General features: G+C 69.1%; 14 protein-coding genes, 1 tRNA gene and 3 pseudogenes. 7 read left to right on the plus strand and 11 right to left on the minus strand.

The window, feature by feature from the left end; all coding sequences use genetic code 11:
* Nucleotides 1–111: 111 nt before the first annotated feature.
* Together MMSR116_RS25455 and MMSR116_RS25460 are read right to left on the minus strand one after the other, a co-directional pair.
* A tRNA-Leu gene (locus MMSR116_RS25455) sits at nt 112–196 on the minus strand.
* Nucleotides 197–319: 123 nt separating this feature from the next.
* On the minus strand, nt 320–625 hold the full coding sequence (locus MMSR116_RS25460) for a FliM/FliN family flagellar motor switch protein (RefSeq protein ID WP_010687396.1): 306 nt from the start codon (nt 623–625) through the stop codon (nt 320–322).
* Nucleotides 626–729: 104 nt separating this feature from the next.
* On the opposite strand from MMSR116_RS25460, the gene lipB reads away from it, so the two are divergent.
* Nucleotides 730–1,461: a lipoyl(octanoyl) transferase LipB gene (gene lipB / locus MMSR116_RS25465; RefSeq protein WP_010687397.1), complete on the plus strand. Its 732-nt coding sequence runs from the start codon at nt 730–732 to the stop codon at nt 1,459–1,461.
* Between the two features lie 108 nt (nt 1,462–1,569).
* On the opposite strand, the gene MMSR116_RS25470 is transcribed toward lipB, so the two are convergent.
* Nucleotides 1,570–3,696: a carbohydrate porin gene (locus MMSR116_RS25470; protein WP_039894905.1), complete on the minus strand. Its 2,127-nt coding sequence runs from the start codon at nt 3,694–3,696 to the stop codon at nt 1,570–1,572.
* 350 nt (nt 3,697–4,046) lie between these two features.
* On the opposite strand from MMSR116_RS25470, the gene MMSR116_RS25475 reads away from it, so the two are divergent.
* From MMSR116_RS25475 to MMSR116_RS25490, 4 genes are read left to right on the plus strand one after another with little or no spacing between them, the layout of a single operon-like run.
* Complete coding sequence (locus MMSR116_RS25475; RefSeq protein WP_191991841.1) at nt 4,047–4,610, plus strand: iron transporter; 564 nt, start codon at nt 4,047–4,049, stop codon at nt 4,608–4,610.
* Nucleotides 4,611–4,626: 16 nt separating this feature from the next.
* Complete coding sequence (locus MMSR116_RS25480; RefSeq protein WP_010687400.1) at nt 4,627–4,971, plus strand: cupredoxin domain-containing protein; 345 nt, start codon at nt 4,627–4,629, stop codon at nt 4,969–4,971.
* Nucleotides 4,968–6,401, plus strand: coding sequence for a 4Fe-4S binding protein (locus tag MMSR116_RS25485; RefSeq protein WP_010687401.1), 1,434 nt, complete (start codon nt 4,968–4,970; stop codon nt 6,399–6,401). Before MMSR116_RS25480 ends, MMSR116_RS25485 begins: the two co-directional genes overlap by 4 nt.
* A gap of 47 nt (nt 6,402–6,448) precedes the next feature.
* Nucleotides 6,449–7,273, plus strand: coding sequence for an FTR1 family iron permease (locus MMSR116_RS25490; RefSeq protein ID WP_010687402.1), 825 nt, complete (start codon nt 6,449–6,451; stop codon nt 7,271–7,273).
* A 180-nt stretch (nt 7,274–7,453) separates the two neighbouring features.
* Here MMSR116_RS25490 and sseA read toward each other — a convergent pair whose 3' ends face one another.
* Nucleotides 7,454–8,302, minus strand: coding sequence for a 3-mercaptopyruvate sulfurtransferase (gene sseA / locus MMSR116_RS25495; RefSeq protein ID WP_010687403.1), 849 nt, complete (start codon nt 8,300–8,302; stop codon nt 7,454–7,456).
* A 276-nt stretch (nt 8,303–8,578) separates the two neighbouring features.
* Here sseA and MMSR116_RS25500 point away from each other — a divergent pair.
* A pseudogene (locus MMSR116_RS25500) lies at nt 8,579–8,938 on the plus strand (GcrA family cell cycle regulator); the annotation flags it as partial.
* 25 nt (nt 8,939–8,963) lie between these two features.
* Here MMSR116_RS25500 and MMSR116_RS25505 read toward each other — a convergent pair.
* From MMSR116_RS25505 to cpaB, 7 genes and pseudogenes are all read right to left on the minus strand, one after another.
* Nucleotides 8,964–9,941, minus strand: a complete 978-nt coding sequence (locus tag MMSR116_RS25505) for a type II secretion system F family protein (protein WP_010687405.1) — start codon at nt 9,939–9,941, stop codon at nt 8,964–8,966.
* Nucleotides 9,942–9,973: 32 nt separating this feature from the next.
* Nucleotides 9,974–10,962: pseudogene (locus MMSR116_RS25510) on the minus strand (type II secretion system F family protein).
* Nucleotides 10,963–10,978: 16 nt separating this feature from the next.
* Nucleotides 10,979–12,421 (minus strand): CpaF family protein, encoded by a 1,443-nt coding sequence (locus MMSR116_RS25515; protein ID WP_010687406.1) that lies wholly within the window; start codon nt 12,419–12,421, stop codon nt 10,979–10,981.
* 27 nt (nt 12,422–12,448) lie between these two features.
* A complete protein-coding gene (locus MMSR116_RS25520; RefSeq protein WP_010687407.1) occupies nt 12,449–13,708 on the minus strand; it encodes an AAA family ATPase in 1,260 nt (419 codons plus the stop codon).
* 56 nt (nt 13,709–13,764) lie between these two features.
* Entirely contained in the window at nt 13,765–14,505 is a 741-nt protein-coding gene (locus MMSR116_RS25525; protein WP_010687408.1) for a CpaD family pilus assembly protein, read from the minus strand.
* 18 nt (nt 14,506–14,523) lie between these two features.
* A complete protein-coding gene (locus tag MMSR116_RS25530; RefSeq protein ID WP_010687409.1) occupies nt 14,524–16,083 on the minus strand; it encodes a type II and III secretion system protein family protein in 1,560 nt (519 codons plus the stop codon).
* A 5-nt stretch (nt 16,084–16,088) separates the two neighbouring features.
* Nucleotides 16,089–16,902 (minus strand): annotated as a pseudogene (gene cpaB, locus MMSR116_RS25535) (Flp pilus assembly protein CpaB).
* 284 nt (nt 16,903–17,186) lie between these two features.
* Between cpaB and MMSR116_RS25540 the strand changes: the two are divergent.
* Nucleotides 17,187–18,416: an ABC transporter substrate-binding protein gene (locus tag MMSR116_RS25540; protein WP_010687411.1), complete on the plus strand. Its 1,230-nt coding sequence runs from the start codon at nt 17,187–17,189 to the stop codon at nt 18,414–18,416.
* Nucleotides 18,417–18,481 lie beyond the last annotated feature (65 nt).

Here is an 18,481-nt window from a genome sequence, read left to right on the forward strand (position 1 = left end):
CGGGTGTCAGACTGTCGGTGAAACCGAATCTGTCGAGCAGGGGCGGGCCGGGACAGCCGGCCGCCTCAACGTCGTGCCCCAGTTCCTTCCCCCGATCGTTCGAAGAAAGGTTGGTGCGGCCAAGAGGACTCGAACCTCCACCCCTCGCGGGACTAGCACCTCAAGCTAGCGCGTCTACCAATTCCGCCATGGCCGCATCGGACGCGTTGATCCGTGTCCGCTCGCTCGACCGGCGCGGCCCGCTGGAGATCCCGCAGGGCGTTGTCGTGTCGGCGGCGCAGCGGATAACAGATCGTCCCGCCGCCGACAAGCGCTTCGCTCACGCCGGATCGTACCCGGTCTCCAGAAGCGCGGCCGCACCGTCGCCGATGCTGGCGCCGGGCTCCACGATCGAGGCCGCCTTGCGGATCAGCTCCGTCACCTCCACGGAGATGCGGTCGCCCGTCACCACGATCTGCCCGCGGGCGATCGGATGGTCGTTGGCCAGGATCTCGACCATGTCGCTGTCGCTGGCCTCCAGTTCGATCACGGCGCCGCGGCCCATGCGCAGGAGCATGTGCAGCGGCATGCGGGCGCGGCCCAGCACCACCGTCAGATCGACCTTGAGGGTCTCGAAGACCGCCACCGTTCGTCATCCCGTCTCGCGGCCGGACCCTTGGGCGTCGAACGCTTGCAACCGCGGGCCGCGGGTGTTGAAGGCTTCGACCATCGTCGCAGGATGGTGAACCCTTGGTAAACGCGCCCCGCCTCACGGTCAGCCCGCACGCGTTCCCGAAGTCCCCCGGTTCCGATCCGGTCGCCGGGCCGGTGGCGTGGCGGGTGAGCGACGGTCCGGTCGACTACGCGGCGGCCGTCGCCTGGATGGAGGTGCGGGCCGAGGCGATCGCTCGCGGCGCGGCTCCGGAATGCGTGTGGCTGCTAGAGCACCCGCCGCTCTACACGGCGGGCACCTCGGCCCGGCCGGAGGATCTGGTGGCGCCGGGCCGCTTCCCGGTCCACGCGACGGGCCGCGGCGGGCAATACACCTATCACGGCCCCGGCCAGCGGGTCGCCTACGTGATGCTCGACCTCGGCCGGCGCAGCCGCGATCTGCGCGCCTATGTGGCCAGCCTGGAGGCGTGGCTGATCGAGACGCTCGCGGCCTTCAACGTCCGCGCCGAGCGCCGGGAGGACCGGGTCGGCGTCTGGGTGCGCCGCCCCGAGAAGGGGGACGGTGTGGAGGATAAGATCGCGGCGATCGGTATCCGGGTGCGGCGCTGGGTGAGCTTCCACGGGGTCAGCCTGAACGTCGAGCCGGACCTGTCGCACTTCGCGGGTATCGTCCCCTGCGGCGTCCGGGAGCACGGGGTGACAAGCCTCGTCGATCTTGGCCTGCCGGTGAGCCTGCCGGAGGTCGACATGCAGCTGCGGGCGGCGTTCGAGGGGATCTTCGGGGCGACGACGATGGAGGCGGCGGACTGACACGGCCGCCACCTCGGACATCCGATCGGGCGTCAACGATGGTGTATCGTCGTCATCGCGGAGACGGCTGCGCCGCAAGGCCTCTCGGCCGAATGGCCGGCACCCCGATCAGAAATCCGCGTGCAGCCGCGAGGCGAAGAAGTGCGCCGGCCCGCGGTCTCGATTGTAGCCGGGATTGTCGATGAACTGATAGTCGAAGGTCAGGGTCACGAACTTCGTGAGGTTCAGGGCGTAGTAGGTCTCGATCGCCCGCTCGGTCCCGTAGTTGAGCCGCCCGTCGCCGATCAGCAGCCCGTAATAGCCCGCCGCAAAGGCGGCCCGGTGCGAGGGCGAGAGCCCGTTCATCGCCGCGCCGAGGCCGACCGTGTCGTCCGGCCGGTCCCAGGCCTTGCCCTTGAGCGACAGGCCGCCGGAGAAGCTCTGGTCAATGTCGGTGAACGAGATGTTCTCCGTGCGCCCGTCGTTCAGGCTTGCGCGGGCGAACAGACCGAGTTCCGGCGTCAGCGCCTGCTCCAGGTTGATGTAGCCGCCGGTCTTGCGGCGCGGCCGCCGGGTCGCCGCGACGGCGTCGTTGATGTCGTCGAAGGCACCGAGCTGCGTCAGCGTCACCACCGCCCGGTTGTTCGCCGAGGTGCCGACATTCGAGAAGAACCCGAGGCGCAGCTTGCCCGGCTGATCCAGCCCCGGCAGCACGTAGCGCTGCTCGAACTCGGCGTTGAGGCCGGCGCGCCGGAACACGCGCGGGTCGAGCACGTCGCTCGACGGCTCCTTGGGCACCTGCGTGTAGGCCGCGCGGATGGCGAAGTCCGGCCGGTTGTACTCGGCGTAGACGCCCTGCGTGAAGCCGGGGAGGTTGGCGGGGAAGTCCCAGGCCGAGGCGGCCCAGAGCGACCAGTTGAAGAAGTCGACCCGCGGGTCGTGCGCGTAGATGTTGCCGTCGAAGAAGTCACCGAGCGCGAACTTGCCGGCGATGAGGGTGATCCGCTCGGAATCGTAGCGGGTGGCGACCTGGTTCGGCCCGTCCGGCACCTCGACGGTCTCGCCGCCGAGGTTGATCGTCTGTTTCACGTAGTAGCGGTTCGAGCGCAGCTTCGGGAACGGGGCGCCGGCCTTCTGCGCCTCGCCGTTGACGAAGCCCGCGACACCGAGCGTCCGCGACAGGCCGAAGCCCTGGCTGAACTCGGGATTGTAGTAGACCTCGGTCGTGTCGGTGAGCTTCAGCCCGAGGAAGATCGTGGCGGTGGTGGTCTGGCGGGCCTGATGCGGGATCAGGCTCTGCGCGCCGACATAGGGCGAGCGGAAGCCCGGAACCCCCTGGGCGATCAGGGTGGTCTGACCGTGCAGCGAGAACCGGCCGGTGTCGCCGTTGTCGGGATCGTGCGGGGCGGTCTCGTCCGGGTCCGGCGGTACCTTCAGCCCGTCCGGAAACCACATCAGCCGGGCGAGCACCTGGTTCGAGGTGAAGCTCGCCCGGGTCGTCACGGGACCGCCGTCGTCACCCGGGACAGCGCCCAGGGAGAAGCGTCGGCTGCCGCCGAGATCGATGTAGCGGTAGTCGATTCCGAGGGCGAGGCTGTCGGTGATGGCGTACTGGACGCCCGCTCCGAGGGTAAAGCCAACATAGCCGAGTTCCCGCCGCGCAACTGCTTGGCCGCCCACGTCGAGGTCGGGATAGGTCGCGAGGAAGCGCGCGCTGGCCCCCGCGAGGCCGAAGGTCCCGTAGATCAGGTACCGGTCGAAGCTGTAGCCAATCCGCGCCCGCAGACTGCCGTACAGGTCGGTCTTGGCGCGCACCACGTTGAAGACCGGGTCCACGTTCTCGTAGCCGAAACCCGCAATGGTCGAGGGGACGGGCCGTTTCAGGTTCGCGACGTCGAGATTGGCCTCCACGCCGTAGACCCACGGGCCGCTCTGCCAGTTCCAGCCGCCGAAAATGCCGCCGACCGCCGTAGTCGCGTCCCGCCCCTGGTCGCTGCGCCCGGTGGAATCGCCGCTCCTGAAGGCGGGAACCGGCCGGACGCCGATCGTCGTCGGGCCGAACGTGTAGGCGCCGTAGGAGCCGCCCGCGCTTCCCTCAAGGCCGACATAGCCGCCGGACCAGTCGGCATAGACTGGTGCTGCCGCGGCCGGGCGCGATGCGGCGAGATCAGCCGCGATCCCGGCCGCGGGTGCGACAATCGGCGCGGTCAGCGCGAGGGCCGCGGCGCGGACCAGGGACACGGAACGGGTTCTCATCGGGCTCGCGGCAAAAGTATAGCACTTGCTAAAACGTCGGCTGCGTACACGCAAGCCGACGTGTCGAGTGGCGGGGGAACACCCACAGTCTTCCTGCTTCGGCCCGCCTTTCTCGCCGTCCCGCATGGCAGGTGCGTGACGATGCCATGGGGAAAGGCTTGGTCAAGATCCGTCAGATCACAGGATGGCGATAAACTTCGTGGACGTGGCACAAAGCCCGTGATCTTGGGCGGGAGCACGTAGAAATACGGCTCAGAGCCGCACAGGTGTGCTCAGATTAGAATTGTTATCATTTGATGCTGCTGCGATTCCTGTTTGAACTTCCCGCGGGAGGGCTTATGTGCGATCGCATGCGTGCCCCGAATGTCTTCCTGATTCTCCGCGGCCTCGCCGCGGCCTCGCTCCTCGTGCTCGCCGGGGCGGCGTCCGCCAAGGAGGTGCCGATCGGGCCGCATGTGACGCGGAACGGCCTTGAGGTCGCCGCCGTCTACCTGCAGCCGATCGAGATGGATCCACCGGGCATGATGCGCGAGGCCGCGCAGTCGGACATCCACCTCGAGACGGATATCCGGGCCGCCAAGGACAACCGCAACGGCTTCGCCGAGGGTGATTGGGTGCCGGCGCTGGAGGTGCGTTTCGAGGCAGTGAAGCTCGACGGCGACAAGCCCACCGATCAGAAGGTGGCCGGCATGCTGATGCCGATGGTCGCCAATGACGGGCCGCATTACGGCGACAACGTCAAGCTGTTCGGTCCCGGCCGCTACCGCCTCAAGGTCACCGTGGCACCCCCCGGCAAGGACAGCCATTTCGGCCGCCACGTGGACAAGGAGACGGGGGTCGGCCCGTGGTTCGAGCCGTTCGACGTCACCCAGGATTTCACCTTCGCCGGCGTCGGCAAGAAGGGTGCCTACTGAACCTCGGGGATCCCGCGTGTCTCGCCTGTCGCGTTCCGCCCGCCTCGTCATCGCTCTGCTCGCCCTCGCCGGCGCGGCGGAGTCCGCGCATGCGGACGACATGCCGGTCATCAAGGTCGAGATGCGCGACGGCGTGATCCTCCCGGCGGTGATCGAGGTGCCCGCCAACACCCGCTTCAAGCTCGAGATCTCGAATACCGGCCAGAGCCCGGTGGAGTTCGAAAGTACCGAGCTCAAGCGCGAGAAGGCGCTGGCCGCCGGCTCGACCTCGGCGATCGTGTTCCGCACCCTGGATCCCGGCACCTATCAGGTGTTCGACGATTTCCACCCGGAGGCGAAGGCGACCCTGGTGGCCAAATGAGCGCGTCGACGACAGCGCCGGCCTCCCTCTCGCTCGCCCGCGTCCCCACACGCCGGGCCGCCCTCGACGCGCGGCTCGCCCGTTTCGGCGACGCGTTGCGCCGACACGGCTGGATGATCCGCGCCGTGCAGTGGGTGATTGTCGCCGTCTACGCGGTCCTGGTGATTGTGCCGGCGCTGCTGCCGCTGCCCGGCAACGCCGCCCATATCTGGACCAACCTGACGCTCGCCGCCCAGTTCGCCTTCTGGGGGATCTGGTGGCCTTTCGTGCTGGTGAGCATGGTGCTGGTCGGCCGGGCGTGGTGCGGCGTGCTCTGCCCCGAGGGCGCGCTCAGCGAGTTCACGAGCCGCTGGAGCCGCGGCTATGCGGTGCCGCGCTGGATCACCTGGCAGGGCTGGCCGTTCCTGGCCTTCGCCGGCACCACCGTCTACGGGCAGATGACCAGCGTGTACGGCTACCCGAAGCCGGTGCTGGCGGTGCTCGGTGGCTCGACCCTCGCCGCCATGGTGATCGGCCTGCTCTACGGGCGCAACAAGCGGGTCTGGTGCCGCTATCTCTGCCCGGTCAACGGTGTCTTCGCGGTGCTGTCGAAGCTCGCCCCCGTGAGCTTTCAGGTCGACCGCGCCGCCTGGGCGGCTTCGCCCAAGCCCGTCCGCGGCGCCGAGGCCTTCAACTGTGCCCCCCTCGTCCCGGTGAAGACGATGCGCGGCGCCGGGGCCTGCCACATGTGCGGGCGCTGCAGCGGCCATCGGGGCGCGGTGCGCCTCGCCCTGCGCTCGCCCAACCACGAGATCGTGCATGTCGCCGGCGGGGAGCCAAGCCTCGACCAGACCATGCTGATCCTGTTCGGCATGCTCGCGCTGGCGGTGGGTGCCTTCCAGTGGTCGTCGAGCCCCTGGTATGTCGATGCCAAGCAATGGACCGCCACGTGGCTCATCGAGCACGGCACGACGTGGCCGCTGGAGCACTCGGCGCCCTGGTTCGTGCTGACGAACTACCCCGACCGCAATGACGTGATGACACTTCTCGATGGCGGGCTGCTCCTGGCCTATATCGGCGCCGCCACGTTGATCCTCGGGCTCGCCCTGTCGGGCATCGTGGCGCTCGCGACTTTCGCCCTCGGCGGATGGTCGCTTCGCCGGTTCCATCACCTGACGCAGACGCTGATCCCGGTGGCGGGCTGCGGCGTCTTCCTGGGCCTCTCGGCGCTCACCGTCACCTTCCTGCGCGGCGACGGTATCGTCATCCCGTATGTCGCGGAGATCCGCGCGGGGCTGCTCGCCGGCGCGAGCCTGTGGAGCGTCTGGCTCGCGTGGCGGGTCGCCGGACTCAGCGCGGGTGGCGTCCGCCAAGCGGCGGCCGCGACCTGCATCGCCGGTGCGGCCGCCCTGTCGGTGGCCAACTGGGTGCTCCTGTTCTGGATCTGGTAGCGCGGTCCGCGCATCCCCGCACAACCTCTTAACCCCGGGAGACCGCCATGATCGGCGCCTTCGTCATCGCCTTCCGCGAAGTCATCGAGGCGGGCCTCATCATCTCCATCGTGCTGGCGGCGACCCGGGGAATCCCGGGACGGATGCGCTGGGTCCTGCTCGGCGTCGCGGGCGGGCTGGCGGGCGCCGGCCTCGTCGCCCTGTTCGCCGAGAAGATCTCCGATGCTTTCGAGGGCAACGGTCAGGACATCCTGAACGCGTCGGTGCTGATCGTCGCGGTGCTGCTGCTGATCTGGCACAACACCTGGATGAGCAAGCACGGGAAAGAGCTTGCGGGCGAGCTGCGGGCGGCCGGCGAGGCGGTGCGCTCGGGCGAGCGCGAGGCGGCGGCCCTGTCCATCGTGATCGGCGCGGCGATCCTGCGTGAGGGCGCCGAGTTGGTGCTATTCCTCTACGGCCTCGTCGCATCGGGCACGTCGGGCGCCGACATCCAGTTCGGCGCGGTCGCCGGCATCGGCGCAGGTGTCCTGCTCTCCGCGGTGACGTATCTCGGCCTCGCCTCGATCCCGAGCCGCTACGTGTTCTCGGTGACCAGCGTGCTGATCATCTTCCTGGCAGCGGGGCTCGCCGCGCAGGCGGCCCAGTTCCTGGCCAATGCCGGCGTCGTCGAGGTCCTCGGCCACACCCTCTGGAACAGCTCAGGCCTGATCGCCGAGACGTCCTGGCCGGGCCGCGTGCTGCACGCGCTGGTCGGCTACACCGACCGTCCCACCGCCCTGCAGGCACTCGTCTACGTGGCCACCATCGCGGTGATGGTCGGCCTGATGCAGTGGAGCGCCGCCGACAAGCGCCGCGCAGTGCGGGCGGCGTAACGGTTTCGGTTTCGCAAGGTCTGGGACCTGGCGCGTGGTGTTTGGCGAAGCCGGATGGGTAGTCCCGGCGGCCTTCTCATGACGGGCGCTCCTTTCCCGGACGCCTTCGCTCCAGACGCCCGGGAAAGGGCCTGCCCCTAAATCGGGCAGTGCCGTCCTGATACGCTGTCGATCGACGCCCTATGGCGCCCCCGTCGCGACCGCCCGGGTCGGGTCGGCACCCCATTCCGACCAGGAGCCGTCGTAGAGGCTCCGGGCTGGGCGTCCCATCGTCTCCAGCGCCAGCGCGATGATCGCCGCCGTCACACCCGAGCCGCAGGTGGTCACGATCGGCCGGTCCGGGTCGACGCCGTTCTCGGCAAAGACGGATTTCAGCTCGTCCGGGCTCTTCATCCGCCCGTCGCGCTGGAGCGCCGCGTAGTGCAGGTTGCAGGCGCCCGGCATGTGCCCGGGCCGGACACCGGCCCGCGGCTCCGGCTCCTCGCCGCGGAACCGCGTCCCCGAGCGGGCATCGACCACCTGGGCCGAGCCGGACTCCAGGGCGCGGGCGACGTCGTCGGCATCCGCCACGGCGCCGTGGTCGAGGCGGGCCGTGAAGTGGCGGCGCTCGGGCTGGCGCGGCTCGCCCTCCTCGGTGGGGTAGCCCGCCTCGACCCAGGCCGGCAGGCCGCCATCGAGCACCAGCGCGTCGCGCACGCCGAAGGCCTTGAGCATCCACCAGACCCGCGGGGCCGAGAACAGCCCTTGGCCGTCGTAGGCCACGATCTGCATTCCATCGCCGATACCGAGGGCCCGCATGCGGGCGGCGAACACCTCGGGGCGCGGCAGCATGTGCGGCAGGCTCGATTCCGTGTCGCTCATGGCGTCGAGGTCGAAGCGCCGCGCGCCGGGTATGTGGGCAGCCCGGAACTCGGCCTGCGGATCGCGGCCGGCGGCCGGCAGGTACCACGAGGCGTCGAGCACCACGATGTCGGGGGCGGCGAGACGGTCGTGCAGCCAGTCGGGGGACACGAGGGGCGCGTGGGCCATGGTCGGCGGGTCCGGCTCTGTTGGCAGAGGGCGCACCAAATCACAGGTCCCGCCGGGTTGCACCTCCGAGCCACGTCCGATCGGGAGCGTTCGGACGGTTTCGTCAGCGCCGCCGAATGGCAATCAAGCCCGCGCGGATTGCGTCGAGCTACGCATCCCGCACCGTGGTCCGATGCGCTCAATGCAGGTTGGTCTTGTTTTAAAACGTCGTAACCCCAGTTACGACAACACGATGACGCCGATCGCGTCGGTCCCTGCGGCCGGCATCGCGCTGGCCGCTCCGGTCGCCGCTCCTCTGGACGCGAGACGGGGTCGCCGCCTGAACGAAAGGCGTCTCACCCTCCCTGTCTGCCGGGGCGTCCGCACCCACCGAGCAGGATGCTTATTGAGCCGATCGACACCATGAATCAACTCGTCCGCATGTCCCAGATCGGCGATGCCGAGACCGTCGAGGAGCCGTCCGCCGACCTGCGCGTGCCCTTCGCGCAGTCCGGCGCCTTCGTGTGCAAGTACATCATCGGTGAGCCCAACGACCGCGCCATCTGCTGCGGCGCGCCGGTCTCCGACGGCAAGAGCTGGTGCGCCTATCACCGGCGGATCGTGTTCGAGCCGACCCGCCCCGGCCGGATCCGCTGAGCGGCGGGCCCTCGGGCCCCGGCCGTCACTGCGTCCGCATGATCTGGATCACCGCCGGGGTGATGATGACGACGAACAGCACCGGCAGGAAGAACAGGATCATCGGGACCGTGAGCTTGGGCGGCAGGGCCGCGGCCTTCTTCTCAGCCTCATTCATGCGCTGGTCGCGGCTTTCCTGCGCCAGCACTCGCAGCGCCTGGCCGATGGGCGTCCCGTAGCGCTCGGCTTGGATCAGGGCGGTCGCCACGGCCTTTACCGGGTCGAGCCCGGTGCGCAGAACGAGGTTCTCGTAGGCTTGGCGCCGGTCCGGCAGGAAAGACATCTCGGCAGTCATCAGCGCGAGTTCCTCGGCCAGAACGACCGAGGAGGTGGCGATCTCGGTGCTCACCTTCCGGAAGGCGTGCTCGATCGCCATGCCGGATTCGACGCAGATCAGCGTGAGGTCGAGGGCGTCCGGCCACGCCTTCCGGATCTCCGTCTGGCGCTTTTTGGCTGCATTGACCAGGAACAGCTCCGGCGCCTTGATGCCTCCATAGGCCGCGCCCACCACGAGTCCGAACCGCACGAGGTAGGAGGCGTCGAGCCCCTCCAGCACGAACAGGTAGAACAGGGCCGCGATCACCGAGCCGATCGGCACGACGAGGCGGAAGAACAGGAACGCCGTCTCCGCCCCCTGTCCCCGATAGCCCGCCATCATCAGCTTGCGCTTGGCCGTGTCGGTGCCGAGCCAGCGGTGCAGCTGATACCGCTCGACGATGGACTTCATGTAGGCCTTCGGCGCCACGCGCAGCGTGGCCCGGTTCTGGCCGCGGTCGCCCAGCGCACGCTCTCGCCGCCGGATCTGCTCGCGCTCGTCGCTGACGAGCTTCATGCGCCTGGCGAGCTTGTCGGTCTCGAAGAAGGGCTGCGCCACCGCGAAGGCGGTCGCGGCGGCCGCCACGGAGGTCAGCAGCATCCCCATGAAGCGGGGATCGAACAGCTTTGCGGCGATGTCGTCGATCATGGGGTCGGATCCGAAAACATGCGCGCGACGCCTCAGAAATCGAAGGCGATCATCTTTTTGATGGTGAAGATGCCGATCGACATCCAGATCGCCGCCCCGACCAGCGCGATCTTGCCGATGTCCGTGGTCCAGAGCAGCGAGATGTAGTCGGGGCTCGTCAGGGTAGTGATGCCCGCGACTCCGAAGGGCAGGCAGGCGATGATCGAGGCCGAGGCCTTGGCCTCCATGCTCATCGCCTTGACCTTGCCGCGCATCTTGGAGCGGTCGCGCAGCACCACGGAAAGGTTGTTCAGCGCCTCCGACAGGTTGCCGCCCGATTGCTGCTGGATGTTGATCACGATCGCGAAGAAGTTCACCTCGGCGGTGGGCACCCGCTCGACCAGACGCGTGCAGGCCTCGCCGAGCGACAGGCCCATCGCCTGGGTCTCCACGACGGTCCGGAACTCGCTGCGCACGGGCTCCTCCGCCTCCCGCGAGACCATGCGGAAGCAGTCGCCCACCGGGATGCCAGTGCGGATGCCGCGCACCACCACGTCGACGGCGTTGGGCAGTTCCTTGTTGAACTTCGCGATGCGCTTCAGCCGCAGGTGCCGCAGCAGCCAGGCCGGCACGCCGAACCCCCCGCAAAGGCGGCGCCGACGCCGACGATCGGGTTGTCGGTGATCACGAAGAGCAGGAGCCCGAGGATCGCGGCGCTGACGGCCGAGACTATGTAGAAGGTCTGCTTCGTCCAGGCTAGGCCGGCGCGGGCGAGCTTCAGCTCCACGGTGGCCTTCGTGGCGCCCTTCGCCTTGGCCTCGATCTCGCTCAGGGTCTTGGCGACCTGCTCGCGACGGTTGATCGCGACACCCCGGATCGCCGTCCCGGAGGCCGAGACGCCGATCGTCTTCAGGCGCTTGCTCGCCCGGCGCTCGCCGCTGAGGAGGGGCAAGATCGCCACGTAGGCGACCGCCGCCACCGCGATGCCGATCAGGCCCGCGGCGATCGGCATGTTGGCGGTGGGGATGGCGAGGTCCGGCATGGGTTAAGATCCCCGCTCAGGCTCGGTCGACGACTTCGGCCGCGTCGAGCGCCTCGCCGAGGCGGCGCTCCAGTCCATAGTAGCGGGCGCGCTCCCAGAATTTGGGCCGTCCGATGCCGGTCGACCGATGGCGGCCGATCAGCTTGCCGTTCGCGTCCTCTCCGACGATGTCGTAGAGAAAGACGTCCTGGGTGGTGATGACGTCGCCCTCCATGCCGATCACCTCGGTGATGTGGGTGATGCGGCGGGAGCCGTCGCGCAGGCGCATGGCCTGGATCACCACGTCGATCGAACCGCAGATCATCTCGCGCAGGGTCTTCGAGGGTAGGGTGAAGCCGCCCATCGAGATCATCGACTCAATACGCGACAGGCACTCGCGCGGGCTGTTGGCGTGGAGCGTGCCCATCGAGCCGTCGTGGCCGGTGTTCATCGCCTGCAGCAGGTCGAAGGCTTCCGGTCCGCGCACCTCGCCGACGATGATCCGCTCGGGCCGCATGCGCAGGCAGTTCTTGACGAGGTCGCGCATGGTGACTTGGCCCTGGCCCTCCATGTTGGGCGGGCGCGTCTCCAGGCGCACCACGTGCGGCTGCTGGAGCTGGAGCTCCGCCGCGTCCTCGCAGGTGATCACACGCTCGTCGTGCTCGATGAAGGCGGTGAGGCAGTTCAGCAGCGTGGTCTTGCCCGAGCCCGTGCCGCCCGAGATCACCACGTTGCAGCGCGACTGGCCGATGATCTTGAGCACCTCCGCGCCCTCGGGCGAGATTGCCCCGAAGCGCACGAGTTGCTCCAGGGTCAGCTTGTCCTTCTTGAACTTGCGGATGGTGAGCGCCGGGCCGTCGATGGCGAGCGGCGGCGCGATCACGTTGACGCGGGAGCCGTCCGGCAGGCGCGCGTCGCAGATCGGGGAGGCGTCGTCGACGCGCCGGCCGACCTGGCTGACGATCCGCTGGCAGATGTTCATCAGCTGCTGGTTGTCGCGGAACCGCACGCTGGTCAGCTGGATCTTGCCCCCGACCTCGATGAAGGTCCGGTTGGCGCCGTTGACCATGATGTCGGCGATGTCGTCGCGGGCGAGCAGGGGCTCAAGCGGGCCGTAGCCCAGCACGTCGTTGCAGATGTCGTCGAGCAACTCCTCCTGCTCGGCGATGGATAGGACGATGTTCTTGAGCCCGATGATCTCCGTGACGATGTCGCGGATTTCCTCGCGCGCCGTCTCGGCATCGAGGCGCGAGAGCTGGGTGAGGTCGATCGCCTCGATGAGCGCGCCGAAGATCAGGCTCTTGGTGCGGTAGTAGTCTTCGGACCGCACGGTCTCGACGACCAGGGGCGCGGTGGGCTCGGTCCGCTTGGCCGGCGCCGTCGTCTCGCGCTGGGTCGAGGCCGCAGGCGCGGCAGTCCGCGCCTGCGGGACCGGCGGGGCCGCAGCGGGTGCGCCGCCGACCTGCCGTCTACCGAACATGGGTCGGATCCTCGTCGCGCCGCCGCATCACGACGCCTTCCGGCCCGGGAGCTTGGCTCCCGCGAGCTTGGCGAGCAGCGGTTCGAGGAGGCTCTGGCGCCCCCGTCGCGTCTCCGGCCGGCCGAGTGTCGCGGCCGCCAGGTCATTGAACAGGTCCGCGACCTTCGAGCCCGCCTGGATCTCGGCGATCATCTGCCCGTTATTGGCGGCGGTGCCGAACAGGGCCGGCTCGAAGGGAATGGTGAGGGCGATCGGGGCCTCCAGGGCCTTGGCGAACTCGGCGGTCCCGATCTCAGGCCGCTTGGGCACGCCGACGCCGTTGAGCAGGATCCGCGGCGGCTGATCGTTCGGGCGGCCGTGCTTGAGCGCGCCCAGCAGGTTCTTGGTGTTGCGCAGGCAGGCGAGGTCCGGACCCGCGACGATCAGGATCTCGTCGGCCGCCGTGAGGACGCGCTTCGACCACGCGCTCCACTGGTGCGGGACGTCGAGCACCACGCAGGGCACGCTCGCCCGCATGTACTCGATCAGCGCATCGAAGGCCGGCTCGGACAGGTCGATGGTCCGGTCGAGGCTCGCGGGCGCCGAGAGCAGGCTCAGGTTATCGCTGCACTTCGACAGCAGACGTTCGACCAGCGCCGAATCCAGACGCTCGGGGGCGAACACCGCCTCGGCGATGCCCTGCGGCGGGTCCTGGTTGAAGTTCAGCGAGGCCGTGCCGAAGGCGATGTCGAGATCGGCGATCACCGTCTGGACGCCCTGGCCGCGGGCAACCGCCCAGGCGAAGTTGTGCGCCACCGTGGAGGCGCCGATGCCGCCCTTCACGCCGTAGACCGCCACGGTGCGGCCCACCGGCTTGACCCCCGGGGCGGTGAACAGGTCGGAGATCGCCGCGATCAGTGTCAGCGGATCGACCGGCGCCATCAGGTAGTCGGACACGCCGCGCTGGATCAGCTGGCGGTAGAGCACCACGTCGTTGAGATGGCCGATCACCAGGACGCGGGTGCCCTCGTCGCAGACCTCGGCCAGGGCGTCCAGGCACTCGATCGGCTTGGAGCGCGGTCCCTGCGTCTCGAGGATGATGACGTTGGGCGTCGGCGCGTGCCGGTAAGCCTCGATCGCCGCGGCGCCGCCGCCCATCCGGACCTTGACCTGCGCCTTCTGCATGCGCCGGTCGAGGGCGGCCCCCTCGATCAGCGCCGCGGTCTCGCTGGTCTCGCAGAACGCCTGGATGGTGATCCGGGGCACCGGGGCGATCGTGCGCTCGGTTGTCTCGGACTGGTCTGCCATGACGGCGCTTTCAGGTTCGCGTTCGGGGTGCGGCGTCGGATGTGGGCGCGGCAGTTCTACTGGCCGACCTGAGACTTGACGGCGGTCTGCCCATCTTGCCGCCATGTGGTTGACGGATCCTTGCCGTCCCGCAACTGGCCGATGTCCCTGACCCGCTTGACCGTGTCGATGCGGCCCTCGGGCCGTCCGCGCACGAGGTCGACCGGGTCCGCCACCTGGGCGGCCACGTTCGACTGCATGGCGCAACCCAGGTTCCAGCTCGGGCGGTTGCTGTAATCGACTTGGAAGCTCGAGGTGCCGAGGTCCTGCGGCCACAGCCCGCACTGGTCCGACACCTTGGCCTGCATGCGCTGAAAGCTCAGGCGGATCGGCGCGGCGAGGGTCGGCGCAGTGACTGCGTAGCCGGTGATCGCGATCTCCCGGGCGCCGACGCCGTTCTGGCCGCCGAGCCCGCGCAGGGCCGCCGCCGTCCGCTCGACGGCGGGCGCGAGGGCCGGCGGCACGCCCCTGGGCACCTCCATCAGCAGGACGCCGCGGCCGAAGCGGCGGTATTCCAGCATGAAGGCGTCGATATCGGCGGTCTGGCGCGGGTCGAGATGACCGACCCCGGTGGGGAACACGTCGAGGCTGCGGGTGCCGTCGGCCAGCACGATCGGATGGCGGGCGCGGTAATCCGAAACCGCGATGTCGCCGGTGGTGGCAGGGTCGCTCTTGCAGCCGGACGCCAGGGCGCCGAGGGCGCAGGCGGCGAGCAGGCTGCCGAGGCGTGGCAGGGCGGACGGGTGGCGTCGGGTCATGGATCCGGTCCTCGGGCCTTACTCGACGATGAAGCCGACGCGGCCGCGATAGGTGCGTCCGAGCGGGGGCGCCGCGGCCGCGGCCGGGCCGACCCGGCCGTAGAGGCGGTTGATCTGGCCGAGCAGCACCGCCTGGCCGTCGGTCGAATCGACGAAGTTGTCGTCGGGCCGGCTCACCTGCTTCGCCTCCATGGGCCGCGCGATATAGGGGGTGCACATGATCATCAGCTCGGTCTCCTGGCGCTGGTAGTCGCGGGAGCGGAACAGCGCGCCGAGGATCGGGAGGTTGATCAGGCCGGGCAGGCCGGCGATCGCTTGCTTGTTGACCTGCTGGATCAGGCCGGCCGTCATCATGACGCCGCCCGAAGGCAGCTCGACGGTGGTCTCCGAGCGGCGGACCCGGGTGCCGGGCACGGCCGTGGTGACGCCATCCAGGGTGTAGTTGAAGCTCGTTTGTGGATCGATCTCCGTCACATCGGTCGCGACGCGAATCGAGATGCGATTGTCGGCCAACACGACCGGCGTGAAGGACAGGGCGACACCGTAGGGCTTGAAGGTGAGCCCCGGCCCGGAGCAGACCCCGTTGAGGCAGGTCGCGGCACTGGACGGGACTGGATACTCGCCGCCGGCCAGGAACTTCGCGGCCTCGCCGGAGATCGCGGTGAGGGTCGGCTCGGCCAGGATCCGAGAGACGCCCGCCTGCTCGAAGGCTTTCAGGGTGGCCTGGAGCGAGAAGCCGCCAGCCTTCACGGAGGCCTGGATCTGGTTGCCGGACGGGACGTCGCCGTTGATCGGGAACGGCAGGTTGTTGCTGAGCGCCGGGGAGGTGGTCGCGTTCCCGAGCGGGTTCAGCGCCGACCAGTTGCCGGTCAGGTTGATACCGAACTGCTTCAGGACGTTGCGCGACACCTCCACCACGGTGACGCGCAACATCACCTGATCCTTGTTGCGGATCGACAGGTTGTTGATCACCGCGCCTCGCACGCCGGCTCCGACGCCGCCGCTCGGCGCTCCTGAGGCGGCGCCCGCGCTGCCGAGACCCACGAAGGCGTTGGCGATGTCGATCGCCTGCTGGGCGTCGGCCGACGAGTTGACGGAGCCCGAAAGCAGGACTGAGGCGCCCGAGGAGCGCACGTCGAAGCGGCCGCCCGGGATGCTCTGGTTGAGCAACTCGCGCAGGGTTCCGAGGTTGAGGTCCCGGGCGACGGTCACGTCGAGGGCCGCGATCTGGCGCCCCTCCGCGTCCATGATGAAAATCGAGGTCGCGCCGTCGGCCATGCCGATCACGAAGACCTTGCGGGTCGAGCGGACCACGGCGTTGGCCACCGCCGGGTTGGCGACGAAGACCTCCTTGGCGTCCCGTGGAAGGTCGACGATCACGGAGCGGCCGGCGGTCAACTCGACCTTGCGGGTCGAGTTGGCCTCCGCGGAGCCGACCGTGAGCACCGGCGCCGGACCGAGCGTCTGGCGCTCTTGGGCGTGGGCGGGGACGGTCAGCGCCGCGAGCAGGGCGAGGAAACCGGCTTGGCGGCGCTTTTGGCGGTTGGCCAAGCTGTGGAGGGGGAGCGGAGCGGTCATGGGGATCACGGCGTCTGCTGCCGCGCGACGCCGAAGCGCACCACGGTCAGTGCGGAGTCGGGCGTCTGCGCCCGGGACGCGTCGGCCTGCAGCGCAGCATCGGGCTGCCCTGCATCGGCGAGGCTGCGCAGCGCCAGCGACAGGGCGCCCACCTTCTGGGCGAGCGCCAGGGTCTCGGCCTGGGCGGGCGTGACCGCGAGAGTCGCGGTCTCGCCGGTGACGACGTTGGTGCCGTTCTTCTCCTGGATGAGCTGACCGATCGCGAGGACGCGGATGTCGGTCAGGATCGTCTGAGAAAGCTGCACCTCGGAATTGCTGGCCCGCGAGCTGGTCTCGTCGCGGAAGGTGCGGATCACGTCGACGCGGTCGTTGGGCAGGATGAAGCCGCCAGCCGAGTTCGTGCCGCGGCTGTCGGTGACGATGGCGACCGCGCGCATCCCGGGCGGCAGGATCGCCGCCATGAACCCGCTCTCCGGCCGCACGAGCTTCTGTGCGCGAATTGGTTCGCCCGCCAGGAAGGCCGAGCGGACGGAGGCGCCCACCGTCTCATCAAGCGCCTTGGGATTGGTCTTGCGCGACAAGTAGCCCGCCGCCATGGCGCCGTCCGGCCAAGCCTGCCAGCGGAGGTCCGCGGCCTGCAGCACGTGCCCCATGGGCAGGTCGGCGCCGGCCACGAGCACCTCGGTGACGGGTGCCGGCGGTGCCTCGGCCCCGGGGGGGCGGCGGCGTCGGTGGCGGATCGCCGCCACTCATCAGGAAGGCCGCTCCGCTGCCCGCCGCGAGGGCGATGCCGAGGACGGCGAGACGGGCTGGTTTCATCGCATGAACACGCGCCAGAGACGGCAGAAGTGCCGTCCATGACCCGAACCTGCCCGGGGATTCGTGTAATTATGGTTAAGCTATTATAACCTCGCCGCGTCTGGCTGGTCCGGAAACGGATCGTCTCGGGGCCGCAGGCGAGCCCGCCTCGCGCGCCGCGCGTCACAATGCATGCAAACCTTCAGCGTTCGCCCGAGCCTGGCCGTGGCCTCTCACCCCTTCGTGATCTATCGTGCCGCCGGAACCGCCTCAGAAGCGGGCGCTCGGGCGAACCGGGGGGAGATATGATCAGGACATTCGGCGGCGCGATTCTGGCGGCGGCCTTCGCGGGGACGGCGTTCGGCGCGGCCGCGCAGGGCGGCGGGGACGCGTTCTCGGGCAACGCGGTGCGCATCGGCGTCCTCAACGACCAGTCCGGCCTCTACGCCGAGTACGGTGGCCAGGGCTCGGTGGAGGCCGCTCGCATGGCGGTGGAGGACATGGGCGGCAAGATCGGCAGCGTGCCGATCGAGATCCTGACGGCCGATCACCAGAACAAGCCCGACATCGCCTCGGCGATCGCCCGGCAATGGTACGACCGCGACAATGTCGACGCGATCATGGAGCTGACCACTTCCTCGGTGGCGCTGGCGGTCCAGGGCCTGTCCAAGGAGAAGAAGAAGATCACCATCACCACCGGGGCCGCGACCAGCGACCTCACCGGCAAGGCGTGCTCGCCCTACGGCTACCACTGGGCGTTCGACACACGGGCGCTGGCGGTGGGCACCGGCGGCGCGCTGACCCGGGCGGGCGGGAACACGTGGTTCTTCCTCACCGCCGACTATGCATTCGGCTCGGCCCTGGAGGCCGACACCAGCAAGGTTGTGCTCGCCAACGGCGGCAAGGTGGTGGGCAGCGTCCGGCACCCGCTCGCGAACCAGGACTTCTCCTCGTTCCTGCTCCAGGCCCAGGGCTCCAAGGCCAAGGTGATCGGTCTCGCCAATGCCGGGCTCGATACCTCGAACTCGATCAAGCAGGCGGCCGAGTACGGCATCGTCGAGGGCGGCCAGAAGCTCGCGGCGCTGCTGTTCACCCTCTCGGAGGTGCACGGGCTCGGCCTCAAGGTGGCGCAGGGCCTGACGCTCACCGAGGGCTGGTACTGGGACGCCAACGACGAGAGCCGGGCCTTCGGCCAGCGCTACATGAAGCGCACCGGCCGGATGCCCAACATGATCCAGGCCGGCACCTATTCGGCGGTCCTGTCGTATCTGAAGGCCGTGAAGGCGGCAGGCACCGACGAGACCGATGCGGTCAACGCCAAGCTGAAGGCGCTGCCGGTGGACGACGTCTTCGCCCATGGCGGGATCGTGCAGCCGAACGGCCGAATGGTGCACGACATGTACCTGTTCGAGGTCAAAAAGCCCGCCGAGTCGAAGGACGAGTGGGACCTGTACAAGTTGATCTCGACGGTCCCCGGCAAGGAAGCCTTCGCGTCCCCGGCAGAGAGCGGCTGCCCGCTGACGGCGGCGAAGTAGGAGCGGCGGGAGGGGCGCGGACGCCCCTCCGTCATCGCGCGCGCAGCGAAGTGAGCCAGAACAGC

This window comes from Methylobacterium mesophilicum SR1.6/6 (assembly GCF_000364445.2).
GTDB lineage: Bacteria > Pseudomonadota > Alphaproteobacteria > Rhizobiales > Beijerinckiaceae > Methylobacterium > Methylobacterium mesophilicum_A.